Origin of the sequence: Nevskia soli DSM 19509, from assembly GCF_000711955.1 — a bacterium.
In the GTDB taxonomy this organism is placed as follows: domain Bacteria; phylum Pseudomonadota; class Gammaproteobacteria; order Nevskiales; family Nevskiaceae; genus Nevskia; species Nevskia soli.
In genome coordinates this window covers 129,505-150,408 of record NZ_JONR01000008.1, presented here as the reverse complement: position 1 = coordinate 150,408, position 20,904 = coordinate 129,505, and the positions used below count along the sequence as shown (strand labels likewise).

Here is a 20,904-nt window from a genome sequence, read left to right as displayed (position 1 = left end):
ACGTTAATTTAACGGCGTTTACTATTGTCATGGCCAGACCCCAGCTCACCAGCGCCGCAGAAGCCGCCATGCGGCGGCGCCTCGCCGATGCGGCGCTCGCCATCTACCGCGGCGAGGGCCTGGAAGCGCTCACCTTCCGCCGCCTCGCGGATGCCATGGGCCTGAGCCACACCCTGCCCTACCGCTACTTCCCCCACAAGGAGGCGCTGCTGATGGCGCTGCGGCGGGACTGCACCCTGCACTTCGAGCGGTTCGTGCGCGAGCGCGAGGCGGTGCAGGCGCCGCTGCTGGAGCGGGTGCGCTCCATCGCCGCCGCCTATGTCGAATACGTGCAGCGGCACCCCGCCGATTACCTGCTGATCTTCTCCACCGAGCAGCCGCCGCCGGACCAGTACCCCGAGCTGCTCGCCGCGCGCCGCGGGCTGTTCGATCACGTGGTGGAGGTGCTGGCCCTGGGCGTGCAGGCCGGTGTGCTCGCCGGCGAGCCGCGGCAGCTGGCTCACCAGTTCTGGATTGCCCTGCACGGCCTGATGACGCTGCATGTCGCCAACCAGCTGGTCCATGGCTACAGCATGGAACAGCTGGTGGCGCCGCTGGTCGAGCGCATGCTCGACGCCGCCGCGCCGGCGGTGAAACGTGCGCGCGCAGGATTGAAAGCCGCCATCCGCCCGGTCAAGGCCGCACGCGCGCGCCGCTGAACATCGCCGCAACAGCGTCACACAACGCGCGGGCATAGAGACCCGCGCATCGAGGAGGAACCAGTATGAGCCAGCAGCCCATTTCCATCGCCAGCCTCGACCCCGGGCGCAAGGCGCGCTTCCAGGCGCTGACGCGCGCGCCGCGGCTGTCCTGGCCGACCTTCCTGCTATGGCTGCTGGTGATGACGGTCTACATCGGCTCCGACGTGCTCGCCGTGATGGGCCGCATACCGCTGTGGGCGGGCATGGTGGCCAACAGCGTGATCGGCTATCTCGCCTTCAGCGTGATCCACGATTCGATCCACCGCGCCATCTCCACCAACACGCGCGTCAACGACTGGATCGGCCAGGTCACCGTACTGCTCGGAGCGCCGTATGTGAACCTGAAGCTGTTCCGCTGGGGACACATCCTGCACCACCGCTTCACCAGCGGCGCCAAGGACCCGGACATCGTGCTGCACGGCCCCTGGTGGAGCCTGCCGTTCCGCTGGATCTTCATCGATGGCTTCTACTTCATCCATGCCCTCAGGCACGGCGACAAGGTCTCGCGCCCCTATCTCATCACCACGCTGTGGTGGGCCTTCTTCAGCTTCTCCACCATGGCGGTGCTGGTCGCCTGCGGCTACGGCCCGCACCTGCTGATGCTGTGGTTCATCCCCTCGCGCATGATCTTCCTGACCCTGGGCTTCAGCTTCTTCTGGCTGCCGCATGTGCCCCACGACACCGAGCAGGAACACAACTTCACCCGCGCCACCAGCGTGCGCCTGGGACATGAATGGCTGCTGGGCCCGGCGCTGCAATCGCAGAACTTCCACCTGATCCACCACCTGTACCCGATGACGCCGTTCTACAACAACCGCAAGGTGTGGGAGCTGCTGGAGCCCGAATTGCGCAAGAAGGATCTCGCCATCCAGCACGGCTTCGCCATCCGCCCCACCATCTATCCCGCACCGAACGCCTGAGCCGGAGCACTCCATGCCCACGCCCAACCGACGTTACCGTTGCCGCTACTGCTCCCATATCTACGACGAAGCCCTGGGCGATCCCGACAGCGGCATCGCGCCCGGCACCCGCTACGAAGACATTCCCGATAGCTGGCTCTGCCCGGAATGCGGCGCCGCCAAGGGAGATTACGAGTTGATCGAGGATTGAGGTTTTCCCGTCGGCGGCCCGTGGGCGCATTACGCCGATGAATACTGACCACGTGTTCCAGCCGGATCTCTTGGGCCGCTTCTGGCACTCTTGGTCATTCAACCGGCGCCTCCCGGCGCCATTGGAGATGGCCGCCATGATCCATGCGGGCTCCTGTAACGGGTCTGTGCCACATTGACTCAGGTCAAGGCGATGCCTCCCGCCTGACGGCATTCTTTTGCCGGACCATCGCGGATGGAAATCATGGCAAGTGCGGAAAAGAGCGTCAGTGGCCATGGTCGGGGCGTGGTCGAGCCGCTTGTCGCAAGCCTTGCGCGCCGTGTCGAGCATGAAATCGCCACCGTCGACAACGCACTAACGCCGGAAAAAATCCATCAGCTGCGCGTGGCCATCACGAAGTTGCGGACTGCCCTGGGCTCGTTTCCGGGCGTCCTGACCGTTCGTCAGTCCGGGGCGCTGGACCGCAACCTGCATTGGCTGATGCGTCGTCTCGCATCGGTCCGCGAATGGGACGTGTTTCTCGCCGATGTGAGGCGCGCATGGCCGGGCGAGCATGCTGCAGCCGACCGGCGCTTCGCGCTCGAGGCGATCGCGACACGGCGCGCCCAGGCACTGCTCCGGATCAAGCGGGCTCTGCACGGCACCCGCGCCACACGCCTGTTGGCGGAACTGCGACGCTTCCGTGACCAGCCGCCCGTGCCGGGAATCAACGGCGACGAGCCCGCGAGCCGTGCGATCCGGCAACTTTCCGTGGCGGCGCTGGACGCGCGCCTGCGCCAGGTCCGCAAACGTGGCCGGCATTTCCGCCGGCTCAAAGCGGAAGATCTGCATCGACTGCGCATGAGCCTCAAGCGCCTGCGCTATGCAAGCGAAATGCTGGCCGAGTGGTTCCCCGAAGACGACACCGGGGCCTACATCGAACTGATTTCCCAGCTCCAGGCCGAGCTTGGCCGGTTCCAGGACGGGATCGTCGACAGGGCCCTGGCGGCGCACATCGGCAAGCGCCTGGACGGAGGAGCCAAAGCACAAGCCACTGCCCTGCGACGCCGCCTTGCGCGTCCGAAGCGAGGCCGCCGGATGCGGCGTGAATGGAAGTCGCTCGCCGGGCGCAAACCGTTCTGGCGGTAAGCAGGGCACAACCACCCAACACCCAACACTCATAACGGAGCTTCGACAATGGTAAAGAAAATCCTGGCGGCCATCGATGGCTCGGAAGGTGCCGGACGCGCCCTGGAGTTGGCCGCAGGCATGGCGGCTGAGGCCCATGCGAGCCTGTGGATCGTCAATGTGATCGGCAACTTCGGTTTCTCGCCGGACGAACTGGAGCAGTTCCGCCGCACCGAAGGGGGCTCTATCGTCGATGTGCTTGAGTCCCTCTCGGGCCAGTGGCTGAACGAAGCGCGCGAAAAAGCCGCGTTGCTGGGTGCAACGGACATCCATCTGGTCTCGCACACTGGAGACGTGGCGGAAGCGATCATCGGCGCAGCACGCGACTGCTCCGCGGGCGTGATCGTCGTCGGCCGTCGCGGCCGCGGGTTGATGCGGGAGCTGATGTTGGGCAGCGTCTCGCAGAAACTCGCAAGCGTCTCGCCGCGGCCGGTGTTGATCGTTCCCTGAACCGGCGGGAACGACGGAATCGATCCGCCCGCCGCCTTGACCTGGATCAAGTCCGATCCACTGCGGCGTCCGGCACGATGCCTCAAGCCCGGCGGCAGGACATGACTGAGGCCGGCCGATACGAACCTGATGTTGCAGACAGTCCAGGACGGACTTGGAAGACGTGTCATGACTCATGGAAATGCACCAGGAAAGCCCGCCGAAATCGCGGCCGAACTCAAGAGCCTGGCCAACGAGCTGGCAGTGCTGCGCAATGAAATGTTGGCCGTGCAGCCAGGCGCCACCGACCAGTTGCACCCCGCCTACCGTGACAGTGCGGGCAATCTGCTGCATTACCTCGTGCTGCGGCGCCACGACATCCGCACTTTGCAGGAGCGTCTCGCGGAGCTGGGGCTGTCCTCGCTGGGACGTGCCGAGTCGCATGTGCTGAGCACACTGAATGCGGTGCTGAAGATATTAGGCGACCCGGGCGGCGCAGCCGCACCTTCGCACCGGGCCGGCGTCGACCGGGCGAGCGGCCTGCGCCTGCTGCGTGAGCACACCGAAGCCCTCATGGGGCCGGCGCCGGAGCAGCGCGCGGTGAGAATCATGGTCACCATGCCCAGTGAAGCGGCGCAGGACTATGGCCTGGTGCTGGAGTTGATGCGCCAGGGCATGGACTGCATGCGCATCAATTGCGCCCACGACGACGCGGCGGCCTGGACGCGGATGGTGGAGCACTTGCGGCTGGCGGAAAAAGCGCTGCAACGGCGCTGCCGCCTGCTGATGGATTTGGCGGGACCCAAGCTGCGCACCGGCCCGCTGGAGCCCGGACCCGCCGTGATGAAGGTGCGCCCGCAGCGCGATGAGCTTGGCCGTGTGTTGCTTCCGGCCCGGGTCTGGCTGACGCCGCAGGAGCATCCGTGTCCGGCCCCGGGGGCGGCCGACGCGAGTTTGCCCGTGCCAGGCGCGTGGCTGTCCGGGCTGAAGGCCGGCAGCAGGGTCTATTTCACCGACGTGCGCAGCGCGCGGCGCACGCTGGAGGTGGCGGAAGCCGGAAGCGAAGGCTGCTGGGCCGAACTGCGCAAGACGGCCTATTTCGTACCGGGTCTTGCGCTCAATGGCGAAGGGCACGAAGCCCAGGTTGGGGCCTTGCCGGCGAGAGAAGGCGTCCTGCTGCTGCAACAGGGCGATGTCCTGATCCTGACCCGCGACGGGCTGCCCGGACGGATGGCAACCACCGACGAGCAGGGCGCATTGCTGGCACCTGCGCGGATCGGTTGCCTGCCGCCGGAGGCGTTCGAAGCGGTGCGCGTCGGCGAAAGGGTCTCGTTCGACGATGGCCGCATCTGGGCCATCGTCGAGCGCATCGATGCGGATGGAATTGGCCTGCGCATCACGCGCACACGTCCGGGCGGCGGCAAATTGCGCGGCGGCAAAGGCATCAACCTGCCCGACAGCCAGGGGTTGCCGGCCGCGCTGACGCCGAAAGACGTGCAGGATCTGCGCTTCGTGGCGCGGAATGCCGACATGGTGGCCCTGTCCTTCGCCAACAGCGCCGACGACGTGCGCCAGCTGCTCGGCGAAATCGTGCGGCTTGGCGCCGAGCGCCCCGCAATCGTCCTGAAGATCGAAACGCGGCGGGGCTTCGATTGTCTGCCGGAAATGCTGCTCGAAGCGATGAAGTGGCCGCGCTGCGGGGTGATGATCGCGCGCGGCGATCTGGCCGTCGAGTGCGGCTTCGAGCGCCTGGCCGAAGTCCAGGAGGAGATCCTTTGGATCTGCGAGTCGGCCCACGTGCCGGTGATCTGGGCGACACAGGTGCTTGAAACCCTGGCGCGCGAGGGCCAGCCTTCGCGTGCCGAAATCACCGACGCCGCGATGGGTGATCGCGCCGAGTGCGTGATGCTGAACAAGGGGCCGCACATCCTGCAAGCCGTGCGGACACTGGACGACATCCTGCGCCGCATGCAGGCGCATCAATCCAAGAAAAGTCCGCAGCTACGTGCGCTGCGTCTGGCACGGTTGTTCGCCGGCACGACCGCGGGCGGACCGGCGGTGCCGTTCACCAAAGATGGATCGGCACCGGAGCCGGCAAGCCATCAGGAGGTGCGATTCGGGCAATCCCAGGAGCTGGACCTGGAGCGGCGCATGGTCGTGTTCACCGCCTTTCGCAATGGCGAAATGATCCCCTGCTTCGTCCATGTCGATGACCTGGCGCGGGCGCTTGGCATCGATCCGGCCAGGCCCCTGCCGGACTTCGCACGGCACCGCGGCCCCGTCGAACGGGCAGCGCAACTGCTGCTCCGCGACGGACGGCGCGAACCGGATCACTCGGTCCGGGTACGGGCGGAGGACTTGGTGGCCGCACTGGGCGGCCGCGCTTCGGTTCCTACCGGTATCGCGGAAGTTCTGCACTGAGCAGCGCCCGTTGGCTCCATCGCCAAGAGTCTGTAACAGAATGAATCGCGCCTGCGACGGCGGTCATTTCAGCAAGCGTGCCGCGCGCTGCGCAGATGGGGAGCGGGGTGAGAGATGGCATTGCGCGCGCAACCCTCGACCGAAAAGCGGCATGTGCGAATTAATCCTATTCGCTTGAAACTACGCAGTCAGGTTGCGCGCTGTCGGGATGAGACGCTCGATCTTGAGGATCCGCTCACAATCGCGCTCCTCCTGCAAGTCCTTCAATCGTCCTTGCAGCAGGTCTTCAATGACGATCAGCCGACTATGCGGGCCTGGCCCAGCCGGTTGACCACGGGCATGGCCGATACCTTGCGAGATGGCCAGTACCGACCTTCGGGTCAATACCGAGGTCAGGAACCTGGATTTACTCGCCTGCTGGTGGACGGCCACGCACCAGCAGCGGCCCCAGATTGAACAGGTAGATCAGGAAAGCCAAAGTCCAAAGAGTGGCCGCCGTCGTCCACAACACCGGCGGCCCAGCCAGACGCAGTAAAGCGGCGATGCTCGGCAGAACAAAGGCGAGTGCCAACCAGCGGCTGGCGCGGATCGTCGCGCCGCCATGACCTTGGGCGACGCGCGTCATCATGGCAAGCGATAAGGTCCCCAATGCACCAACGGTGATGCCATGCATTGCGGTGGTCTCCGATTGCGACCAGATCCCGAGTAGTGCCATGCCACGCAATGCCATGCCGATCGCCAGCCAGGCGTAGCCCAGGTGCAGCGACCAGAGCATCGGCTCGCTGCCGGTACGCCAGCCGCGCCAGCACAGCATCCTGACCAGAGTCAGTACCGCCAAAGACAGCCACAATCCGCCACGCAGTTGCGGCGCCAATGCCACGATGTCGAAGGTCAGCGCCAGCGCCGCACTGACGTTTACGATTCCCGCAAGCAACTTGTAGTCGACTGCCTTGACCTGTGGCATCCGTCGGCCGGTAAAGAACGGAATGACCCGGCCACCGATCACCAGCATCAGCAGCGACAGCCAATCCACCGTCCAAAACAAGGCTTGCGCAGCCAGCGCCTGGTCGCGGGAGGCACCGATGAAGAACGTCAGATCGAGCGCGGCGTATGCCAGCAACAAGCCAATCACGAAATAATTGCGCCGGTTGCGCGTGGCGATGACGACGCGGGCGAGCAGCACGGCCAGTCCGAGCAGATAAGCAAGCTCGAATCCGGCTCCGATCCATATTGCTACGGGAGCAAGGAGCGCGATTTGCGCAAGCAGCCAGGCGGCGCACAGCGCGCCGAGCGCAGGCTTGCCGGCGGTCGGGCGACCGGTCCAGTTGCCGGCCGCGGTCAGCAGAAATCCGCCAACGAGCGCGCCGGCAAAGCCGAACAGCATGGCGTGGCCATGCCACAGGATGGGCGGCAGGGGACCCTGCGGCAGAAATCCCAGGTGCAGAAAGGCCCCCCAAAGCAGCAGGCCCAGGCTCGATGCCGCGCTGGCAGCCAGGAACAGCGGCCGAAACGGGTGGACGGGCTGGGTACCACGCAGGGGACTGGATGCAAGGGACGGGGCGGACATCGGCGCTCGAAAAAAATGGATGGAATTGGCCAGAACCTGGGCCGGCAATCTACGGGTCGACTTGATGCGCATGAACCAACGAACCAGCGTGCCCGCACGAGGCATCTTCGGGTGCCTTGCCCGAGACCGGGTTGATCCAGATCAAAGTGGTATCAAAAATACCAAGTTAATGTATACCATCTGAAGCTGTGCCACGTGCCTGTGAGGAAACGAAATGAAAAGAACAAGATCAAGCATGGCGGTCCTTGCCTCCTGCCTTGCCGGGGCGTGGGTATTCACTGCCATTGCCGCCACCACCAAGTCAACCGGTGGCACTCACGGGGACTTCGGACCACCGCAAGGCGAACCCATCCACGCCGTGCTGACCAGTCCGCCGATGGTGCCGCCCCCGGTCCATCGCAATCATCCGGCCAAGGTCATTGTCGAGCTGGAAGTGCGCGAGATCGAGAAGGAAATCTCCGAAGGTGTCAGCTACACCTTCTGGACCTTCGGCGGCACCGTTCCGGGCAACTTCATCCGCGTACGCCAGGGCGATACGGTGGAGTTCCACCTGAAGAACCACCCCGACAACAAGATGCCGCACAACATCGACCTGCACGGCGTCACCGGACCGGGCGGCGGCGCGGCTTCCAGCTTCACTGCACCGGGACACGAGTCCCAGTTCACCTTCAAGGCGCTCAACCAGGGCATTTATGTATACCACTGCGCTACCGCACCGGTGGGGATGCATGTCGCCAATGGCATGTATGGCCTGATGCTGGTCGAGCCGCCCGAAGGCATGAAGCCGGTGGACCACGAGTATTACGTGATGCAGGGAGACTTCTATACGGTGGGCAAGTATCGCGAGCACGGCCACCAGGATTTCGATATGCAGAAGGCCATCGACGAGAAGCCGACTTACGTGCTGTTCAACGGCTCCGAAGGGGCGCTGGTCGGTGATAATGCCCTGAAGGCGAAGGTCGGCGAGACGGTGCGCCTGTTCGTCGGCAACGGCGGACCCAACCTCGTCAGCAGCTTCCACGTCATCGGTGCGATCTTCGACCGCGTGCGCTACGAAGGCGGCGTGCACGAGCAGGAAAACGTACAGACCACGCTGATTCCGTCCGGTGGCGCCGCCATCGTCGAATTCCACCTGGCGGTCCCCGGCAGCTACGTGCTGGTCGATCATTCCATCTTCCGCGCCTTCAACAAGGGCGCGCTGGCGATACTCAAGGCCACAGGTCCGGAAAACAAGGCAATCTATTCCGGCAAGGAAGTGGACTCCGTCTACCTGGGCGACAAGGCCGCAAGTCCGGCTCCGGTCACCGAGGCACGCGCCGCGGAGGCCAGTGGCACCCTGACCAAGGAGCAGCAGATCAAGGCCGGCGAGGCACGCTTTACCGGCACCTGCTCTGTCTGTCACCAGGGCAACGGCCAGGGCCTGCCCAATGTCTTCCCGCCGCTGGCTGGATCCGACTTCCTGATGGCCGACAAGAAGCGCGCGATCGGCATCGTGCTCAACGGCCTGAATGGCAAGATCACCGTCAACGGCAACGGCTTCGACTCGGTAATGCCGCCGATGAGCCAGCTTAACGACGACGAGCTGGCCAATATTCTGACCTTCGTGCGCAACAGCTGGGGCAACAGCGGCGACGCAGTGAGCGCGGACGAGGTCAAGGAATTGCGCGGTTCCACCAAACGGCCCGAGGGCGCGGCGCACTGATGAAGCCGCGCTGGATAGATCGTGGTGCGGCGCTGGCGCTGATGTGCTGCGCCGCAACCGCCGTGGCCGACAATCCCTATCTCCCGGTAGAAGGCAATCCGCACTTTCAATCGGCGCTACAGGGCGTGAAGCCAGCCGCGGTGACTGTACGCGGCTTCCAGCTGCAACGGCACCCGGTTACGAATGGAGAATTTCTGAGCTTCGTCAAGGCCTATCCGGAATGGCGCCGCGATGTCGTGCCGCCGCTGTTCGCCGGCGCCGACTACCTGGGTCAATGGCTGGCGCCCGCCGAACTGGGCGCGACGGCCCAGCCGCAGCAGCCGGTGACGCGAATCAGCTGGTTTGCGGCAGAAGCGTATTGCGAGGCTGAAGGCGCACGCCTGCCGACCTGGTACGAGTGGGAACTCGCCGCCGCGGCCAGCCGCACGGAGCGCGACGCTCGCGCCGATCCTGCTTGGCGCCAGGCTTTGCTGGATTGGTATGCGCGCCCGGCCGGGAAGGATCTTCGGCCGGTGGAGCAGTCTGCCACCGATGTCTATGGTTTGTTCGACCTGCACGACCTGGTGTGGGAATGGGTACAGGACGCCAATTCCCTCATGAGCAGCGACGAGGCCCAGAAGTTCTGCGGTAGCGGCGCGCTCAGCTTGCAGCAAAAGGAGAATTTTGCAGTTTTGATGCGAGTCGCCATGCTCAGCAGCCTGAAGCCCAACGACACGACCCGCTCGCTCGGCTTCCGCTGTGCCAAAGATCTGCCGGCAACCGGCCAATGAGATACCTAGCCTGGATGTTGTGGATCGTGGCGCTGAGCGCCGATGCCGGTGAAGTGGCGCTGCCGCCGGATTCCGTCTACCAGTTGAACGCGGCACTGACTACTCAGGCAGGGGGTACCGCGGGCCTTGACCAATATCGAGGATACCCGGTCATGATCAGCATGTTTTACGGCAGCTGCCCGGCTGCCTGTCCAATGCTCATCACCGGAATACAGGCCTACGAATCGCACCTTGACCCGGCTGCGCGCGGCCGGCTACGCGTGCTGATGGTCAGTTTCGACCAGGCGCGCGATACGGCGCAACAACTTGCCGGCCTTGCCCGCCTGCACCGGGCCGATCCAGCCCGATGGATGTTTGCGAGTGCCGGCGAATCCGACGCCCGCAGGATCGCCGCCTTGCTCGGTATCAGCTACCGCCGCCAGGCGGGCGGTGAATTCGACCATTCCCTGCTCATTACCCTGCTCGATGGCAGGGGTAGGGTATTGGCAAAAACCTCGAAGATCGTCGGCGACGATGCATTCCAGGCCAGTCTGCAGTTGGCGACAGCCGGCGAATCGCAGTAGCGACGCCACCTTTTACTCACCCAGGAGTTCCGTATGAAACAGACCACAAACGAATCGCGCCGCCGACTGCTCAAGAACATCGCAGTCGGCTTTGCCCTGATCCCGGTCGCGGGAGCGCAGCTTGGATCGGCGTTTGCCGCCGATGCCCCGCTCGTCACTCCGGACGATCCGACCGCCAAGGCGGTGAAGTACGTCGGCGATGCCAGCAAGGCAACGGACGCCAAACCGGGTAGCAAGTGCGCTACGTGCACGCTCTACCAGGGCGCCGCGGGTTCCAGCCAAGGCGGCTGCGCGCTGTTTCCCGGCAAGTCGGTCAAGGCGACAGGCTGGTGCACGTCCTGGACGGCGAAGTCCTAGGCGCTGACAAACCGGCGAAACACGCCCAAAGGATCGTGGGCCAATGCGACGCTGATGATGTAGGCATAGATTGCGAGGGCACCGAGAAAGGCGAGCAGGCGGGCGCGGGGTGTTTGCGCCCGCTTGAGGGCGAGCGACCCCAGCGCAATGTAAACCAGCAGCAGCGCTACCTTGACGGTCAGCCAGCCGCTGGTCAACGGGTATTGCCGGATGATCGACGTCAGCAGGATGGCGGCCGTGAGCAATGTCGTATCGATGAGGTACGACGACACGCGTAGCATTCGGTGATTGGCCAGTGGCACGGCCCACATGCGCATGATCCCCCTCGCAGAGAACAGCGCACCCGACAAGATCACGCAAGTGACGTGCAGGTGCAGGATGAGGGAATAGTGCTGGGTCAGCATGGGCGCGATGATTATCGCGTTTCCAGGCAGCCGGGCAACAGCCCTGTCGCTCAACCAGGGCCTGTTAACGCTAATTTTACCGCTGCGTTGCAGTCCAAAATCACACCACTGTAGCCCTCTCAATAGGCCACGACGCAATGAATGCCGCACACAGACCCGGACCTACATAATTGCGTGTGGTCCATCACCTTTGGCGCGGCGATGCCTCCAAGAGGTATGGGCGCAACAGCATCAGGGCTTCAGTCTCGATCTGCCCGGAGCGCAGCCAATCCGGTGCATCGACTACCGCTCGATGCGTCAGAGCTTCGATGGTGGTTTCGAGGACCAGCGCTACAACGCGGATCCGGGCCCGCGGCAGTCCGGGCATCTTCCCGTGCAGAAACTCCTGGATCATCGCCTGTAGCTTGCCGCTCGTGTCCAGATGTTTCCCAAGCAACTTGTTGCGCGGGACTTGCTCGAACAGAACCTTGTGCAGCGCAGGGTCGGCGCGGTGGGCCTCCACGCCGGCGTGAATCATTCGCTGCAGCGCCGATTCGAGCGTCGCGTCCGCGGCTTCCGTCAACGCCGCTTCCACTGTCCGCATGATCTCGTCCACGTGGTTCTTGATCAGCGCAGAAACCAGCGATTCCTTGTTGGGAAAGTATTGATACAGGGTTCCGATGCTGACGCCGGCCCGGGCGGCGATCGCGTCGGTGGTCGCGCGCTCGTAGCCGATGGCTACCAGAACCTGAGCCGTGGCCTCGATGATGGCCCTCACCGTCAGCCTGGAACGAGCCTGTACCGGCTCCTTTCTCTGGGAAAAACGGGCATCGGCTGCCGACATAACGCCACCCTGATGAATGCGAGTGCAAAAACCGAGGAATTCCTCGGATTATACAGCGGTCGATTGTGAGCGAAGGCGCTGTGAATGAAACGGCTTGATCTGACGTTCAATTCCGGGGGAATCCGCTGCGAGGCCTGGCTGTACCTGCCGTCCGGGGCTGGCCCCCACCCCTGCGTCGTCGTCGCGCACGGCATCGGCGCGATCCGGCAGGTGCGCCTGTCCGCCTATGCGGAAAAGTTCACCGCGGCCGGCTACGCCATGCTGAGCTTCGATTATCGCCATTGGGGCGCCAGCGGCGGCGTGCCGCGTTTCCTGTGCTCGGTGAGCCGGCAACTCGACGACATCTGCGCGGCCATCGACTGCGTCGCCGCGCGTCCGGAAGTCGACGCAAAGCGGATTGCATTGTTCGGAACCTCCTTCGGTGGCGGCCACGCCATAGTCGTCGGCGCCCGCCGCCCGGACCTGGCCGCCGTCATGTCGCAGTGCACCGTCTCGGATTGCCTGGCGGTGGCGTTGAGGGCGGAGCCGAAGCAGGTTCTGCGGTGGGTGTCGGCAGGGCTCGTGGATCAGATTCGAGCCGTGTTCGGGATGTCGCCGAAGTACATCAAGCTGGCTGGCGCGCCCGGGGAATCGGCCTTGATGACCCGGCTGGGCGCGGAACAGGCCTACGAGGCGATGCTCGACGGGCCGTCCCCCTGGCGCAACCTGGTCGCCGCCCGGCTGATGCTCACGCTGCCGTTGTACCGGCCGATCACCTATGCCAGGCGGGTACGGGCACCGCTGCTGATGCTGGTATGCGAGCGGGACGAGATTTGTCCCGCCGCCCTTGCACGCAAGATATCGGCGCTGGCCCCGAAGGGGCGGGCGGCATCCTTCGACGCTTCACACTTCGAAATCTACTTCGGCGAACCGTTCGAGGCTGCGACTGGGGAAATGATCCGGTTCCTCGACGACCATTTGGCAGTGGAGCCGCGAGCGACGGGTCGTGCGCCATCGTCTGTCGGCGCAAGCGCGCAGGGGCAGCGGCCGGCATGAACGTCGCCCACGTTTATTTGCCGCAGCTGTTTGCCATGGTCGCCCTGTCGTTCGGGGTTGCGCTCTGCACCCTGGTCACCCGGTTTGGCGATCTGATTGCGGGGCGACGGCCGGCGTCATATTACGAGGATTGGGACGGTACGGGGGCATCGGTCGCCGTGATGCGACCGACCCGGCAGCTCGCCAATCTTTTCGAGTTTCCCGTGCTGTTCTACACCGCGGTCGTTCTGACCATCGCGCTGGGACTCCGGGACGATTGGCTGCCCGTACTGTGTTGGTGCTACGTGGCGCTGCGCTGGGCGCACGCCGTCGTTCACATTGGTCTGAACCGCCTCTGGATCCGTACGCCGATTTTCATGTTGGGCCAGTTTGTCCTGCTGGGAACGTGGATACGCCTCGGCGTGATCGCCTTCGGGTGAGCGACGCCGCCGCAAACCAAGGGAGATGAAGATGTCCGGAAAGCTTGAAGGCAAGGTCGCACTGATCACCGGCGGAAGCAGCGGCATCGGCCTGGCCACGGCGCAGCGGTTCGTGGCGGAAGGGGCTCGGGTGTTCATAACGGGGCGCCGCGCGGCAGAGCTGCAGAAAGCACAGGCGCTGATCGGAAAGGGCGTCACCGCGGTACAGGGCGACGTGACCATACTGTCGGACCTGGACCACTTGTATGCCACGATTGCCCGGGAGGCGGGACATCTGGACGTCGTCTTCGCCAACACCGGCGGCGGACCGTTTGAACCGTTCAGCGCGGTCAGCGCGGAATCCTTCGACACAACCTTCGGCCTGACCATCCGCGCGACGTTTTTCACCATTCAGAAAGCGATCCCTTTGCTGAACAATGATGCTTCTATCATCATGACCGGATCGATCGCCGCGGTAAAAGTCGTTCCGCATCTGAGCGTCTACGGAGCAGCCAAGGCCGCATTGCGCTCACTGGCTCGCTCGCTGAGCTTCGAGCTGAAAGATCGCGGAATCCGTGCAAACCTGCTGACTCCTGGTCCCGTGGACACGCCACCGATGGCCAGCTTTCCGAAAGAGCTGCTGGGCGCGCTCGTGGGCTCGGTTCCCATGGGCCGCATGGGCGCACCCGGGGAGATCGCCGCGGCGGCGCTGTTCCTCGCTTCCAGCGAATCAAGTTTTATGACAGGAACAGAGGTCTTCGTTGATGGAGGTACCGCTCAAATCTAGTGACGGCCTGTGGCTCGCTGTTACCGAAAAGGCCTCTGACGTCGATGTCCGTTTTGGGATGATTGGCCCCTACAGAAGGCGGTGGCGAAGAACAGCATTCGCCCGCCGCAATCGTCCAACGTAACAATGCTTAGCCCCGTTATTGGGCTTAGACTGTTGCCGCCGGCCGACAAGAAACCGAACACACCTCTTTCGATCCAATCACCAATTCCGGGATTACCCATATGAACATCACTTTCCGCAAAGCCGCAGCCCCCGCGCTGCTGGCGCTCGCCCTGCTCTCCAGCGCAACCTGGGCCCAGGACACCACCACGGCCGCGCCCGTCAAGAAGGGTGGCCACGCCCAGAAGCATGAGGACTTCGTCGAGAAGCGCATCAGCGACCTGCACGCCCAGCTGAAGATCACCAACCAGCAGTCGATGCAATGGGAAGCCTTCGCCGACACCATGCGCGACAACGCCAAGAAGACGGATGAAGCGCTGAAGGACCGCTCGCAGAAGATCGCGACGCTCAACGCCGACGAAGCGATGAAGTCCTACGCCGCGCTGGCTCAGCTGCACGCCGACAACATGCAGAAGATGGTCACCGCCTTCACCAGCCTCTACAACGTGCTCTCCGACGAGCAGAAGCAGACCGCCGACGTGGTGTTCCGCAACCAGGCCGAGAAGAAGCACCACGGCCACATGCATAAAGGTGCCGCCCCGGCTGCCGACACCGCCGCGCCCGCCGCGAAGTAAAGACGTAGCGCCCAGCCCTGCCGGCTAAACCGGCCGGGCTGCGGCATTTGCAGTAGTGCCGCCCGTCCAATCGAGAATCAGGCACGCCTAGAGCGTGATCCATACCCTCCCGATCACGCTATTTCGCGATAGCGATTGAACATCTCAGCAGCATTTTCCCGCTGTGACATCCTGCCTGTCGGGCTTGATGCCGTTTAGAATTTTCCAAACGCGTTCCAAACATCGCCTATTCCGCGCCAGATGTCTTTCACCGTCACCTGATCCCGGTGAAACAACCAAAGCATAAGCCCCGAACTACCAAATCCGACGACGGCACCCACCCCCAAGCAAACAAACAGGTTTACCGGGGTCAGAAATTCGCAGGCGCAGGCACTCGTAAAGGCCAGCACCAATCCAAGCCAAAACGCGCCGTTGATGGCCGACGCCCAATTTTTGCCTGTGTCGTCGTCTTTCATGGCTTCTTGGTGCCGAAACTCAGTGGCCAGCCGCTGGTACAGCCAGCGAACAGGCGACCAGCTGGAAATTCATGGCCCACCGTGATCTCCGGCATCGTGACTGGAATTTCCTTCATTCCGATCGGGGTAGTTCTCGGCGATGTGAGGATTTCCAGTAGATATTTCTTTCCCGGCCTCAAACGGCTCCGATTGCGTTCGCAGCACACACCATGCGACTACCGCTCCGACAACCGGAACAAGCCGGATCAAAAGATACTGGATCCGCTTCTGGGAAGGCTCATAGATTGCACTACGCGAAATTGCAATCGTCACTGCAAGATCGACGATTACAAGCATTGCGCCTGAGCCAAACAGCACGGATGGGTTCATGACCGTTCAGCCTTCCGGAGTCGGATCCTTGACGAATACCTTCGTGCCCGGCGGCAACTGGACCCAAGGGTGCCTGCGGCAGTCGTAAACGGAAACCCGCGGTGCGGGAAAGCCGGGATCGGCAAATGCCCCGACGGCGACGCTCACGCGACCGCTCTCGCCTTCTTCGGTGTGGAAGACGGTGGTCCCGCAGACCGGGCAGAACCTGAATCTGAACCGGGCGCCCTGGTCGCCGGCACGGACGTATTCGGTGGCGGTTCCGAAGACCTTGAACGGCTCGGAGAAGCTGGCCAGGGTTGCGAAGACGCTGCCGGTTCTTTGCTGGCAGGCGAGGCAGTGGCAAATGCCGACGCCCCGCGGCTCGCCTTCGACCTGGATGCGCAATTGTCCGCAAAGGCAGGAGGCTGTACGGGAAGACATGATGGCCTCGTTGATAACCCTTGTGATAACCGATGGCAAGCCAAGTCGCTGATCGCGGCCGCTTGTGGTCGTTCGTCTGACTACAGGGCACCTGCAAATTACTCCGCCTCCAGGCGTCTCTTCATGTCTGCGTATGCCGTTTGGATCAGTTTTACGAGCGCTGGGGCATTTACTTCACGACCGGGCATGAGCTTTACGTGGCGCATGAATTTGCCGGCGCCTTCCAGCAGCCCATCCGGATCGGAAAGCTCGGCGCCGCGAAAGAAGCCGACATTGACGTGGGCCTTGAAGGCGTTGACATAGCCGAATGCCGCTTCGCCGACGCAGGCGGTTGGATGGCCGTCATGCAGCAACTCCCGGACGTCGCTTCCGCAGCCACGCATGACTTCAAGCCAGCGCTGTGCGATAGCGCCTAATTCACCAGGATGCTCGCGCAGCCATGACTCGACGGCTGGATCGCGCCTGACCGCACCGGGGAATAGAAAAAGCTGACTCATGTCGCCCCCCACCCATGCCGTATAGCGGTGATCGGACCGAACGGGGCTGCGGCGCGCTTGCGGCCCGACACAACAGCCCATTTGAATTGCCCGGCACCGTAATATTAAGGCAGCTCAAATCTTCACGATACGCCCGATGGCCCTAGTCGCGGTTGGCCGGAACGACCGCCGTGGAATCGGCCGCCTTCTTGAAGCGGATGGCATAGCGCGCTTCGTCGGCCTCGAAGACTTCACCGATGAGGTCTTTGCGGACCTTGCATTCCTTCTTCAAGGTGCTGCCGTCGGCACCGCGCTCGACCTCTTCGGTCTGCTTGGTCGAGGTGATGATGACGCGGATCCGCTGATTGGTATCGAAAGCCTGCTTCACGTTGGCCCTGAATTCGTCGTTGCCCGGACCGGTCCACCGGTCAAATGAACCCCTGGCTACGAGATGGCCGGCCTCGGGCCCCATATGGTGCTCCCAGAGGCTTACCACCAGGGAGCCATCCCGTGCGATGGCGCAGACGGAGCGGTGGTTCTTCTGTTTTGCGTCGTAGGCTTTGAATGCAGTCGCCAGGCCAATGTTGAGCATCGATCATTTACTCCAATTGGGCAGTGTGACATACAAATGGAGCGGGGGATTCGTGCTTGTGCCGATATTGCCTGCCAATATCGCCGGGCTTCGCAGATTCCGCGTGGACGGCGATGCTCACAACAGCCGCGTATCCTCCGGCGCCTCGTTGAAGCGGTCGTGCAGGCCGTCGGCATACTTGATCGGCGCCGCGGCCAGTTCGTCGGCATCCACGCCGTCGAGGTTGGTGACGGGCACGGCGCAGAACACTCCGCCCATGGACGCGTGCTCGCCCCAGGCATAGGCCCGCACGCCGCAGGTCTTGCAGAAGAGGTAGTGCAGGAAGGGCTCCGGCTTTGCGGGTGGAGTCCAGCGATACTCGGCCAGCGCGTCTTTGCCCGCCAGGATACGGAAGGCGGCACCTGGGACGAAGGCGAACCAGGCGCGCGATTTGGCGCAGAGGGAGCAGTTGCACTTGTTGGTGCCCTGGGCGAGGTCGATGTCCGCTTCGAAACGTACCGCGCCGCAATGGCAGCTGCCGCTGTAGGTCTTCTGCATGTCGGTTCCCCTTCCGGTGGATCCTTGGAAAATGTTCGGGCTCAGGCCGCCAGGTACTCTTGCAGAAGCTCGAAGCATTCGCCCCAGCCGCCGCGGTGGCCGTCGCGATTCGCCACGGTGTCGAAGAAGCTCTGGTGGAACAGCATGCGGGTCTTGCCCTGGTAGTCTTCCAGCTTCACGGTCACCAGCGTTTCGTGGCCGGGTGTGCCGTCCGGCTGGTCCCAGCTGTGGGTGAAGACCAGCAGCGAGTTCTCCACCACTTCGCGGTAGACGCCGCCCAGCCAGAGGTCCCTGCCTTCGGGGGAGCGCATGCAGGAACGCCACTTGCCGCCAGGGCGCACATCGCCTTCGTTGTGGGTGAAGACGAAGCCGCGCGGGCACGACCAGCGGGACATGTCATGGGTCCAAGCCTTGTAGACCAGGGCGCGCGGCGCGTCGAACACGCGCGTCATCACCAGTTCCAGGTCCGCCGAGGGCTCGGCGGCGTAGTCATTTTTTCTTGCGCTCATGTTTCTTGTCCTTGCCTTGCAGTTCATTCAGGTAGATGTCGAGACGGTCGAAGCTCTCGTCCCAGTAGCGCCGGTATTCCTCCACCCAGGCGGCGATATCCTTCAACGGGCCTGCCTGCAGGCGGCACGGCCGCCACTGCGCCTTGCGGCCGCGCACGATGAGGCCGGCGTGCTCGAGCACTTTGAGGTGGCGCGACACCGCCGGCAGGCTGATGTCGAAAGGCTCGGCCAGTTCCTGCACCGAGACCTCGCTGTCAGCCAGCCGCGCCAGGATGGCGCGGCGCGTGGGATCGGCCAGGGCGGCGAAGGTGGTGCTGAGGCGGTCGGGCGTCATCGGCGGGTGTGACTCTATATTTAACCAATATGTTAAATACACTACTCCGACTTTCCGGCCCCTGCAAGCGGGCTGACAAACGCACAGATCAAGGACAGGCGAGGAGCGGATCGGCTGGAGTCGGCCCGCTCATCTGCGGCGATTTCAGCGCAGCGGCGCATCGCCCCGGAACAGATCGGCCCCGGGTACGGATGAATCAATCGACCTGCTGAATCACTACGCCAGCAGTGGGTATGGTTGGCGCCAGGACCATCACACTCGGCCGTTGCTGATCGATGTCACCCACATCTTCAATGCCGTTGCGCACCAGGCCGGCACCCACTGCCATTCAGGGCAGGGGCGCAGGGGTTGCCAGGTACTGGGCCGATAGCGTGCGGAACTGCCCGCCATCAGTGGTGATATCCGTCTGCCCGGTGGCTCCGGCACTGAACACCACGCCCAGGCCGCCGGCGGCAACGAGTTGCGCGGCATGGGTGAGGAAATAATGGACGCGGTTGTCGCGGTAGTGCCCATTGGTGCCGCCCGGCGTCGTCGAAGGCACGCCCAGCGGCGTCTGCCACCACAGCACCGGCAGCCCACCGATGCCCAGGTGGTACTGCTTCACCAGCGCAAGGTGATCGGCGAAATCCGGATGCGTGATATTGGCTTCATCCCAGTACCAGCCGCTGCCCGCGCGCTGGCATGATGCCGGCTGCGGCAGCACCTCGAAACAGCCGGCATCGCGATCCAGCGTCTGGAACACGATGAAATCCGCAGTATCGGCGCCGATCTGGTTCATGAAGGCGATGACCGCCGTGGTCGAGGTGGAGCCCCATTCGGAAATGGGGAATCCGACGTAGGCCTTCGGCGCATATTTGCGCGCGCTGCGCACCAGACAGGCCGCCACGCCGGTGACGTCATTGGGCAGGTCGGCGCAGTCGGCATCCAGCGTCACTTGCGCCACGAGCCTGGTGGGATCGCCGCGCGTCGCCTGCTGCTCGACATACCCCCAGAAGTCCGGCTCCAGATTCACCACGGCCGGCTTGCCGTAGGTTCCCAGCTTCTGGAACATCAGCCGCACATTGGCCCAGTACTGCGTCATGAAGGTGCTGTCGGCCAGGCCAGACAGGTTGCCGTCACCGTTGCTGGCCATCTGGTACAGCGTGAACATCGGCACGGCGCCGATGCTGTCCGCTTCGGCGGCGACCACACTCACGTAAGCCCCGCTGGGACTGTTCCAGCTCGGCCAGGACGAGGCGCCCACACCAACCAGGTAACGATCGAACAGATCCGGCTTCAGTGCCTGCGCCTGGACATCCGCGACTTCCGTCGTGCCCAGGCCCGTCAGCAAACGGGCCGGCCGGCCAAGTTTCTTCGCCAACGCCGCGGCGGCCGATGCGCCGGCACCGCCGCTACTGCTGCTGCCACTGCTGCTGCTCGCGCCTCCACCACTGCTACTGCTACTACTGCTGCTGCCGCTACCGCTACTGCTGCTACCGCCGCTGCCGCCGCCGCCAGAGCCGCCACCACAGGCACTCAAAGTCGATACCATTGCCACGCTGACGAGCAAAGGAATGATCACGCGCTTGCGTGTCGACGCGCCCTGGAAGGCGCCTTGCCGTTTTTTCATGCTGAACCTCGATCATCTGGCGGAATCGTTCGGCCTTTCGAGCTCAAGGCCGGCATCGGGGCAGGCCGCGTGCCGCATCCAGATCGGATGCAGCCTGCACGCTTCAGGTTAGACCGCATATCCGGGTGAATCCGGTGTCACCTGATAGAAGGATGCAGCCGCCGGCCGCCGTCATTCACGGGATCCAGGGCATCCGATTGACTCGGCACGGGTTTGAATCCCGTGCCGGGCTTCCGGTTTTATCGCTTGCGCTCAGGGCTGCGCGGTGACGATGATGACGCTGTCGTCGCTGGTATTCGCCGCCGGCAGATCGCGCCGGCCGGCACATTCGTTTACGGCGGCTGACTCAGCTTTTCGTTTCGCTCAGCAGGATCTTGAACTTCGAGTTCAGGCTGCTGAGGCAGGCGTTGAGCTCGAGCTTGTTCAAGGTGTAACGGCCCTGCAGGTCGGTGAGGCGGTCGAGCGCCCTTTGCAGATCCGCCGGGCTGCGCGCAGTCTGGATCTGCAATTCCAGCAGGCGCAGCTTTTCCTGCACTTCAAGCCTCTGAACGCCCGCATCGGAGGTATCCCGGTTCATGGGACTTGAGTTCATC

The 20,904-nt window shown here is 63.7% G+C and carries 28 protein-coding genes; 14 read left to right on the top strand and 14 right to left on the bottom strand.

Annotated elements, in window-relative coordinates:
- The first annotated feature begins 29 nt into the window (after positions 1-29).
- From BP26_RS27345 to BP26_RS0105095, 6 genes are all read left to right on the top strand, one after another.
- Positions 30-698, top strand: a complete 669-nt coding sequence (locus BP26_RS27345) for a TetR/AcrR family transcriptional regulator (protein ID WP_029919502.1) — start codon at positions 30-32, stop codon at positions 696-698.
- A gap of 65 nt (positions 699-763) precedes the next feature.
- Positions 764-1,660, top strand: a complete 897-nt coding sequence (locus BP26_RS0105115; protein WP_029919501.1) for a fatty acid desaturase — start codon at positions 764-766, stop codon at positions 1,658-1,660.
- Positions 1,661-1,673: 13 nt separating this feature from the next.
- Positions 1,674-1,850, top strand: coding sequence for a rubredoxin (locus BP26_RS0105110; protein WP_029919500.1), 177 nt, complete (start codon positions 1,674-1,676; stop codon positions 1,848-1,850).
- A 234-nt stretch (positions 1,851-2,084) separates the two neighbouring features.
- Positions 2,085-2,978, top strand: coding sequence for a CHAD domain-containing protein (locus BP26_RS0105105; RefSeq protein ID WP_084182815.1), 894 nt, complete (start codon positions 2,085-2,087; stop codon positions 2,976-2,978).
- Positions 2,979-3,026: 48 nt separating this feature from the next.
- Positions 3,027-3,467 carry a universal stress protein gene (locus BP26_RS0105100; RefSeq protein ID WP_029919498.1) on the top strand — a complete coding sequence of 147 codons (441 nt, stop codon included), beginning with the start codon at positions 3,027-3,029 and terminating at the stop codon, positions 3,465-3,467.
- A gap of 129 nt (positions 3,468-3,596) precedes the next feature.
- Entirely contained in the window at positions 3,597-5,867 is a 2,271-nt protein-coding gene (locus BP26_RS0105095; RefSeq protein ID WP_366518033.1) for a pyruvate kinase, read from the top strand.
- A gap of 180 nt (positions 5,868-6,047) precedes the next feature.
- On the opposite strand, the gene BP26_RS29205 is transcribed toward BP26_RS0105095, so the two are convergent.
- Both BP26_RS29205 and BP26_RS0105085 read right to left on the bottom strand, forming a co-directional pair.
- Positions 6,048-6,299, bottom strand: a complete 252-nt coding sequence (locus BP26_RS29205) for a hypothetical protein (RefSeq protein ID WP_157572369.1) — start codon at positions 6,297-6,299, stop codon at positions 6,048-6,050.
- Positions 6,274-7,506: an NnrS family protein gene (locus BP26_RS0105085; RefSeq protein ID WP_169740647.1), complete on the bottom strand. Its 1,233-nt coding sequence runs from the start codon at positions 7,504-7,506 to the stop codon at positions 6,274-6,276. Before BP26_RS0105085 ends, BP26_RS29205 begins: the two co-directional genes overlap by 26 nt.
- Before the next feature lie 163 nt (positions 7,507-7,669).
- On the opposite strand from BP26_RS0105085, the gene nirK reads away from it, so the two are divergent.
- The 4 genes from nirK to BP26_RS0105065 are packed head-to-tail and all read left to right on the top strand — an operon-like array spanning position 7,670 to position 10,826.
- Entirely contained in the window at positions 7,670-9,136 is a 1,467-nt protein-coding gene (gene nirK / locus BP26_RS0105080) for a copper-containing nitrite reductase (RefSeq protein ID WP_245611710.1), read from the top strand.
- Positions 9,136-9,906, top strand: coding sequence for a formylglycine-generating enzyme family protein (locus BP26_RS0105075; protein ID WP_029919494.1), 771 nt, complete (start codon positions 9,136-9,138; stop codon positions 9,904-9,906). Before nirK ends, BP26_RS0105075 begins: the two co-directional genes overlap by 1 nt.
- A gap of 14 nt (positions 9,907-9,920) precedes the next feature.
- A complete protein-coding gene (locus BP26_RS0105070; protein ID WP_169740646.1) occupies positions 9,921-10,469 on the top strand; it encodes an SCO family protein in 549 nt (182 codons plus the stop codon).
- A gap of 33 nt (positions 10,470-10,502) precedes the next feature.
- The gene (locus BP26_RS0105065; RefSeq protein WP_029919492.1) at positions 10,503-10,826 is read left to right on the top strand and encodes a high-potential iron-sulfur protein; all 324 of its coding nucleotides are present in this window, start codon (positions 10,503-10,505) and stop codon (positions 10,824-10,826) included.
- Here the strand turns inward: BP26_RS0105065 and BP26_RS0105060 are convergent.
- Both BP26_RS0105060 and BP26_RS0105055 read right to left on the bottom strand, forming a co-directional pair.
- Positions 10,823-11,230, bottom strand: coding sequence for a SirB2 family protein (locus BP26_RS0105060; RefSeq protein ID WP_029919491.1), 408 nt, complete (start codon positions 11,228-11,230; stop codon positions 10,823-10,825). The genes BP26_RS0105065 and BP26_RS0105060 overlap by 4 nt on opposite strands.
- 184 nt (positions 11,231-11,414) lie before the next feature.
- The gene (locus tag BP26_RS0105055; RefSeq protein WP_029919490.1) at positions 11,415-12,053 is read right to left on the bottom strand and encodes a TetR/AcrR family transcriptional regulator; all 639 of its coding nucleotides are present in this window, start codon (positions 12,051-12,053) and stop codon (positions 11,415-11,417) included.
- Between the two features lie 84 nt (positions 12,054-12,137).
- On the opposite strand from BP26_RS0105055, the gene BP26_RS0105050 reads away from it, so the two are divergent.
- The 4 genes from BP26_RS0105050 (at position 12,138) to BP26_RS0105035 (ending at position 15,010) form a co-directional block, all read left to right on the top strand.
- Positions 12,138-13,088: an alpha/beta hydrolase gene (locus BP26_RS0105050; RefSeq protein ID WP_051748343.1), complete on the top strand. Its 951-nt coding sequence runs from the start codon at positions 12,138-12,140 to the stop codon at positions 13,086-13,088.
- Complete coding sequence (locus BP26_RS30075; protein ID WP_051748342.1) at positions 13,085-13,507, top strand: MAPEG family protein; 423 nt, start codon at positions 13,085-13,087, stop codon at positions 13,505-13,507. The genes BP26_RS0105050 and BP26_RS30075 overlap by 4 nt, the downstream gene beginning before the upstream one ends.
- 31 nt (positions 13,508-13,538) lie before the next feature.
- Positions 13,539-14,273 (top strand): SDR family oxidoreductase, encoded by a 735-nt coding sequence (locus BP26_RS0105040; RefSeq protein ID WP_029919487.1) that lies wholly within the window; start codon positions 13,539-13,541, stop codon positions 14,271-14,273.
- 224 nt (positions 14,274-14,497) lie between these two features.
- A complete protein-coding gene (locus BP26_RS0105035; protein ID WP_029919486.1) occupies positions 14,498-15,010 on the top strand; it encodes a Spy/CpxP family protein refolding chaperone in 513 nt (170 codons plus the stop codon).
- 194 nt (positions 15,011-15,204) lie between these two features.
- On the opposite strand, the gene BP26_RS0105030 is transcribed toward BP26_RS0105035, so the two are convergent.
- The 10 genes from BP26_RS0105030 to BP26_RS0104985 all read right to left on the bottom strand — a co-directional run bounded on the left by BP26_RS0105030 (position 15,205) and on the right by BP26_RS0104985 (position 20,903).
- Positions 15,205-15,465: a hypothetical protein gene (locus tag BP26_RS0105030; RefSeq protein WP_029919485.1), complete on the bottom strand. Its 261-nt coding sequence runs from the start codon at positions 15,463-15,465 to the stop codon at positions 15,205-15,207.
- 69 nt (positions 15,466-15,534) lie between these two features.
- On the bottom strand, positions 15,535-15,834 hold the full coding sequence (locus BP26_RS29200) for a hypothetical protein (RefSeq protein WP_157572368.1): 300 nt from the start codon (positions 15,832-15,834) through the stop codon (positions 15,535-15,537).
- A gap of 6 nt (positions 15,835-15,840) precedes the next feature.
- On the bottom strand, positions 15,841-16,254 hold the full coding sequence (locus BP26_RS0105025) for a GFA family protein (RefSeq protein ID WP_029919484.1): 414 nt from the start codon (positions 16,252-16,254) through the stop codon (positions 15,841-15,843).
- Positions 16,255-16,352: 98 nt separating this feature from the next.
- Complete coding sequence (locus BP26_RS28310; RefSeq protein ID WP_084182811.1) at positions 16,353-16,751, bottom strand: DUF1801 domain-containing protein; 399 nt, start codon at positions 16,749-16,751, stop codon at positions 16,353-16,355.
- A 142-nt stretch (positions 16,752-16,893) separates the two neighbouring features.
- Entirely contained in the window at positions 16,894-17,322 is a 429-nt protein-coding gene (locus BP26_RS0105015; RefSeq protein WP_029919482.1) for a hypothetical protein, read from the bottom strand.
- Between the two features lie 117 nt (positions 17,323-17,439).
- Positions 17,440-17,859 carry a GFA family protein gene (locus tag BP26_RS0105010; RefSeq protein ID WP_029919481.1) on the bottom strand — a complete coding sequence of 140 codons (420 nt, stop codon included), beginning with the start codon at positions 17,857-17,859 and terminating at the stop codon, positions 17,440-17,442.
- A 41-nt stretch (positions 17,860-17,900) separates the two neighbouring features.
- The gene (locus BP26_RS0105005) at positions 17,901-18,368 is read right to left on the bottom strand and encodes an SRPBCC family protein (RefSeq protein ID WP_051748341.1); all 468 of its coding nucleotides are present in this window, start codon (positions 18,366-18,368) and stop codon (positions 17,901-17,903) included.
- Complete coding sequence (locus BP26_RS0105000; protein ID WP_029919479.1) at positions 18,349-18,702, bottom strand: ArsR/SmtB family transcription factor; 354 nt, start codon at positions 18,700-18,702, stop codon at positions 18,349-18,351. Before BP26_RS0105000 ends, BP26_RS0105005 begins: the two co-directional genes overlap by 20 nt.
- Positions 18,703-19,030: 328 nt before the next feature.
- A complete protein-coding gene (locus BP26_RS0104990; protein ID WP_211254832.1) occupies positions 19,031-20,311 on the bottom strand; it encodes a hypothetical protein in 1,281 nt (426 codons plus the stop codon).
- Positions 20,312-20,657: 346 nt separating this feature from the next.
- Entirely contained in the window at positions 20,658-20,903 is a 246-nt protein-coding gene (locus BP26_RS0104985; protein WP_157572367.1) for a hypothetical protein, read from the bottom strand.
- Between the last annotated feature and the right edge of the window lies 1 nt (position 20,904).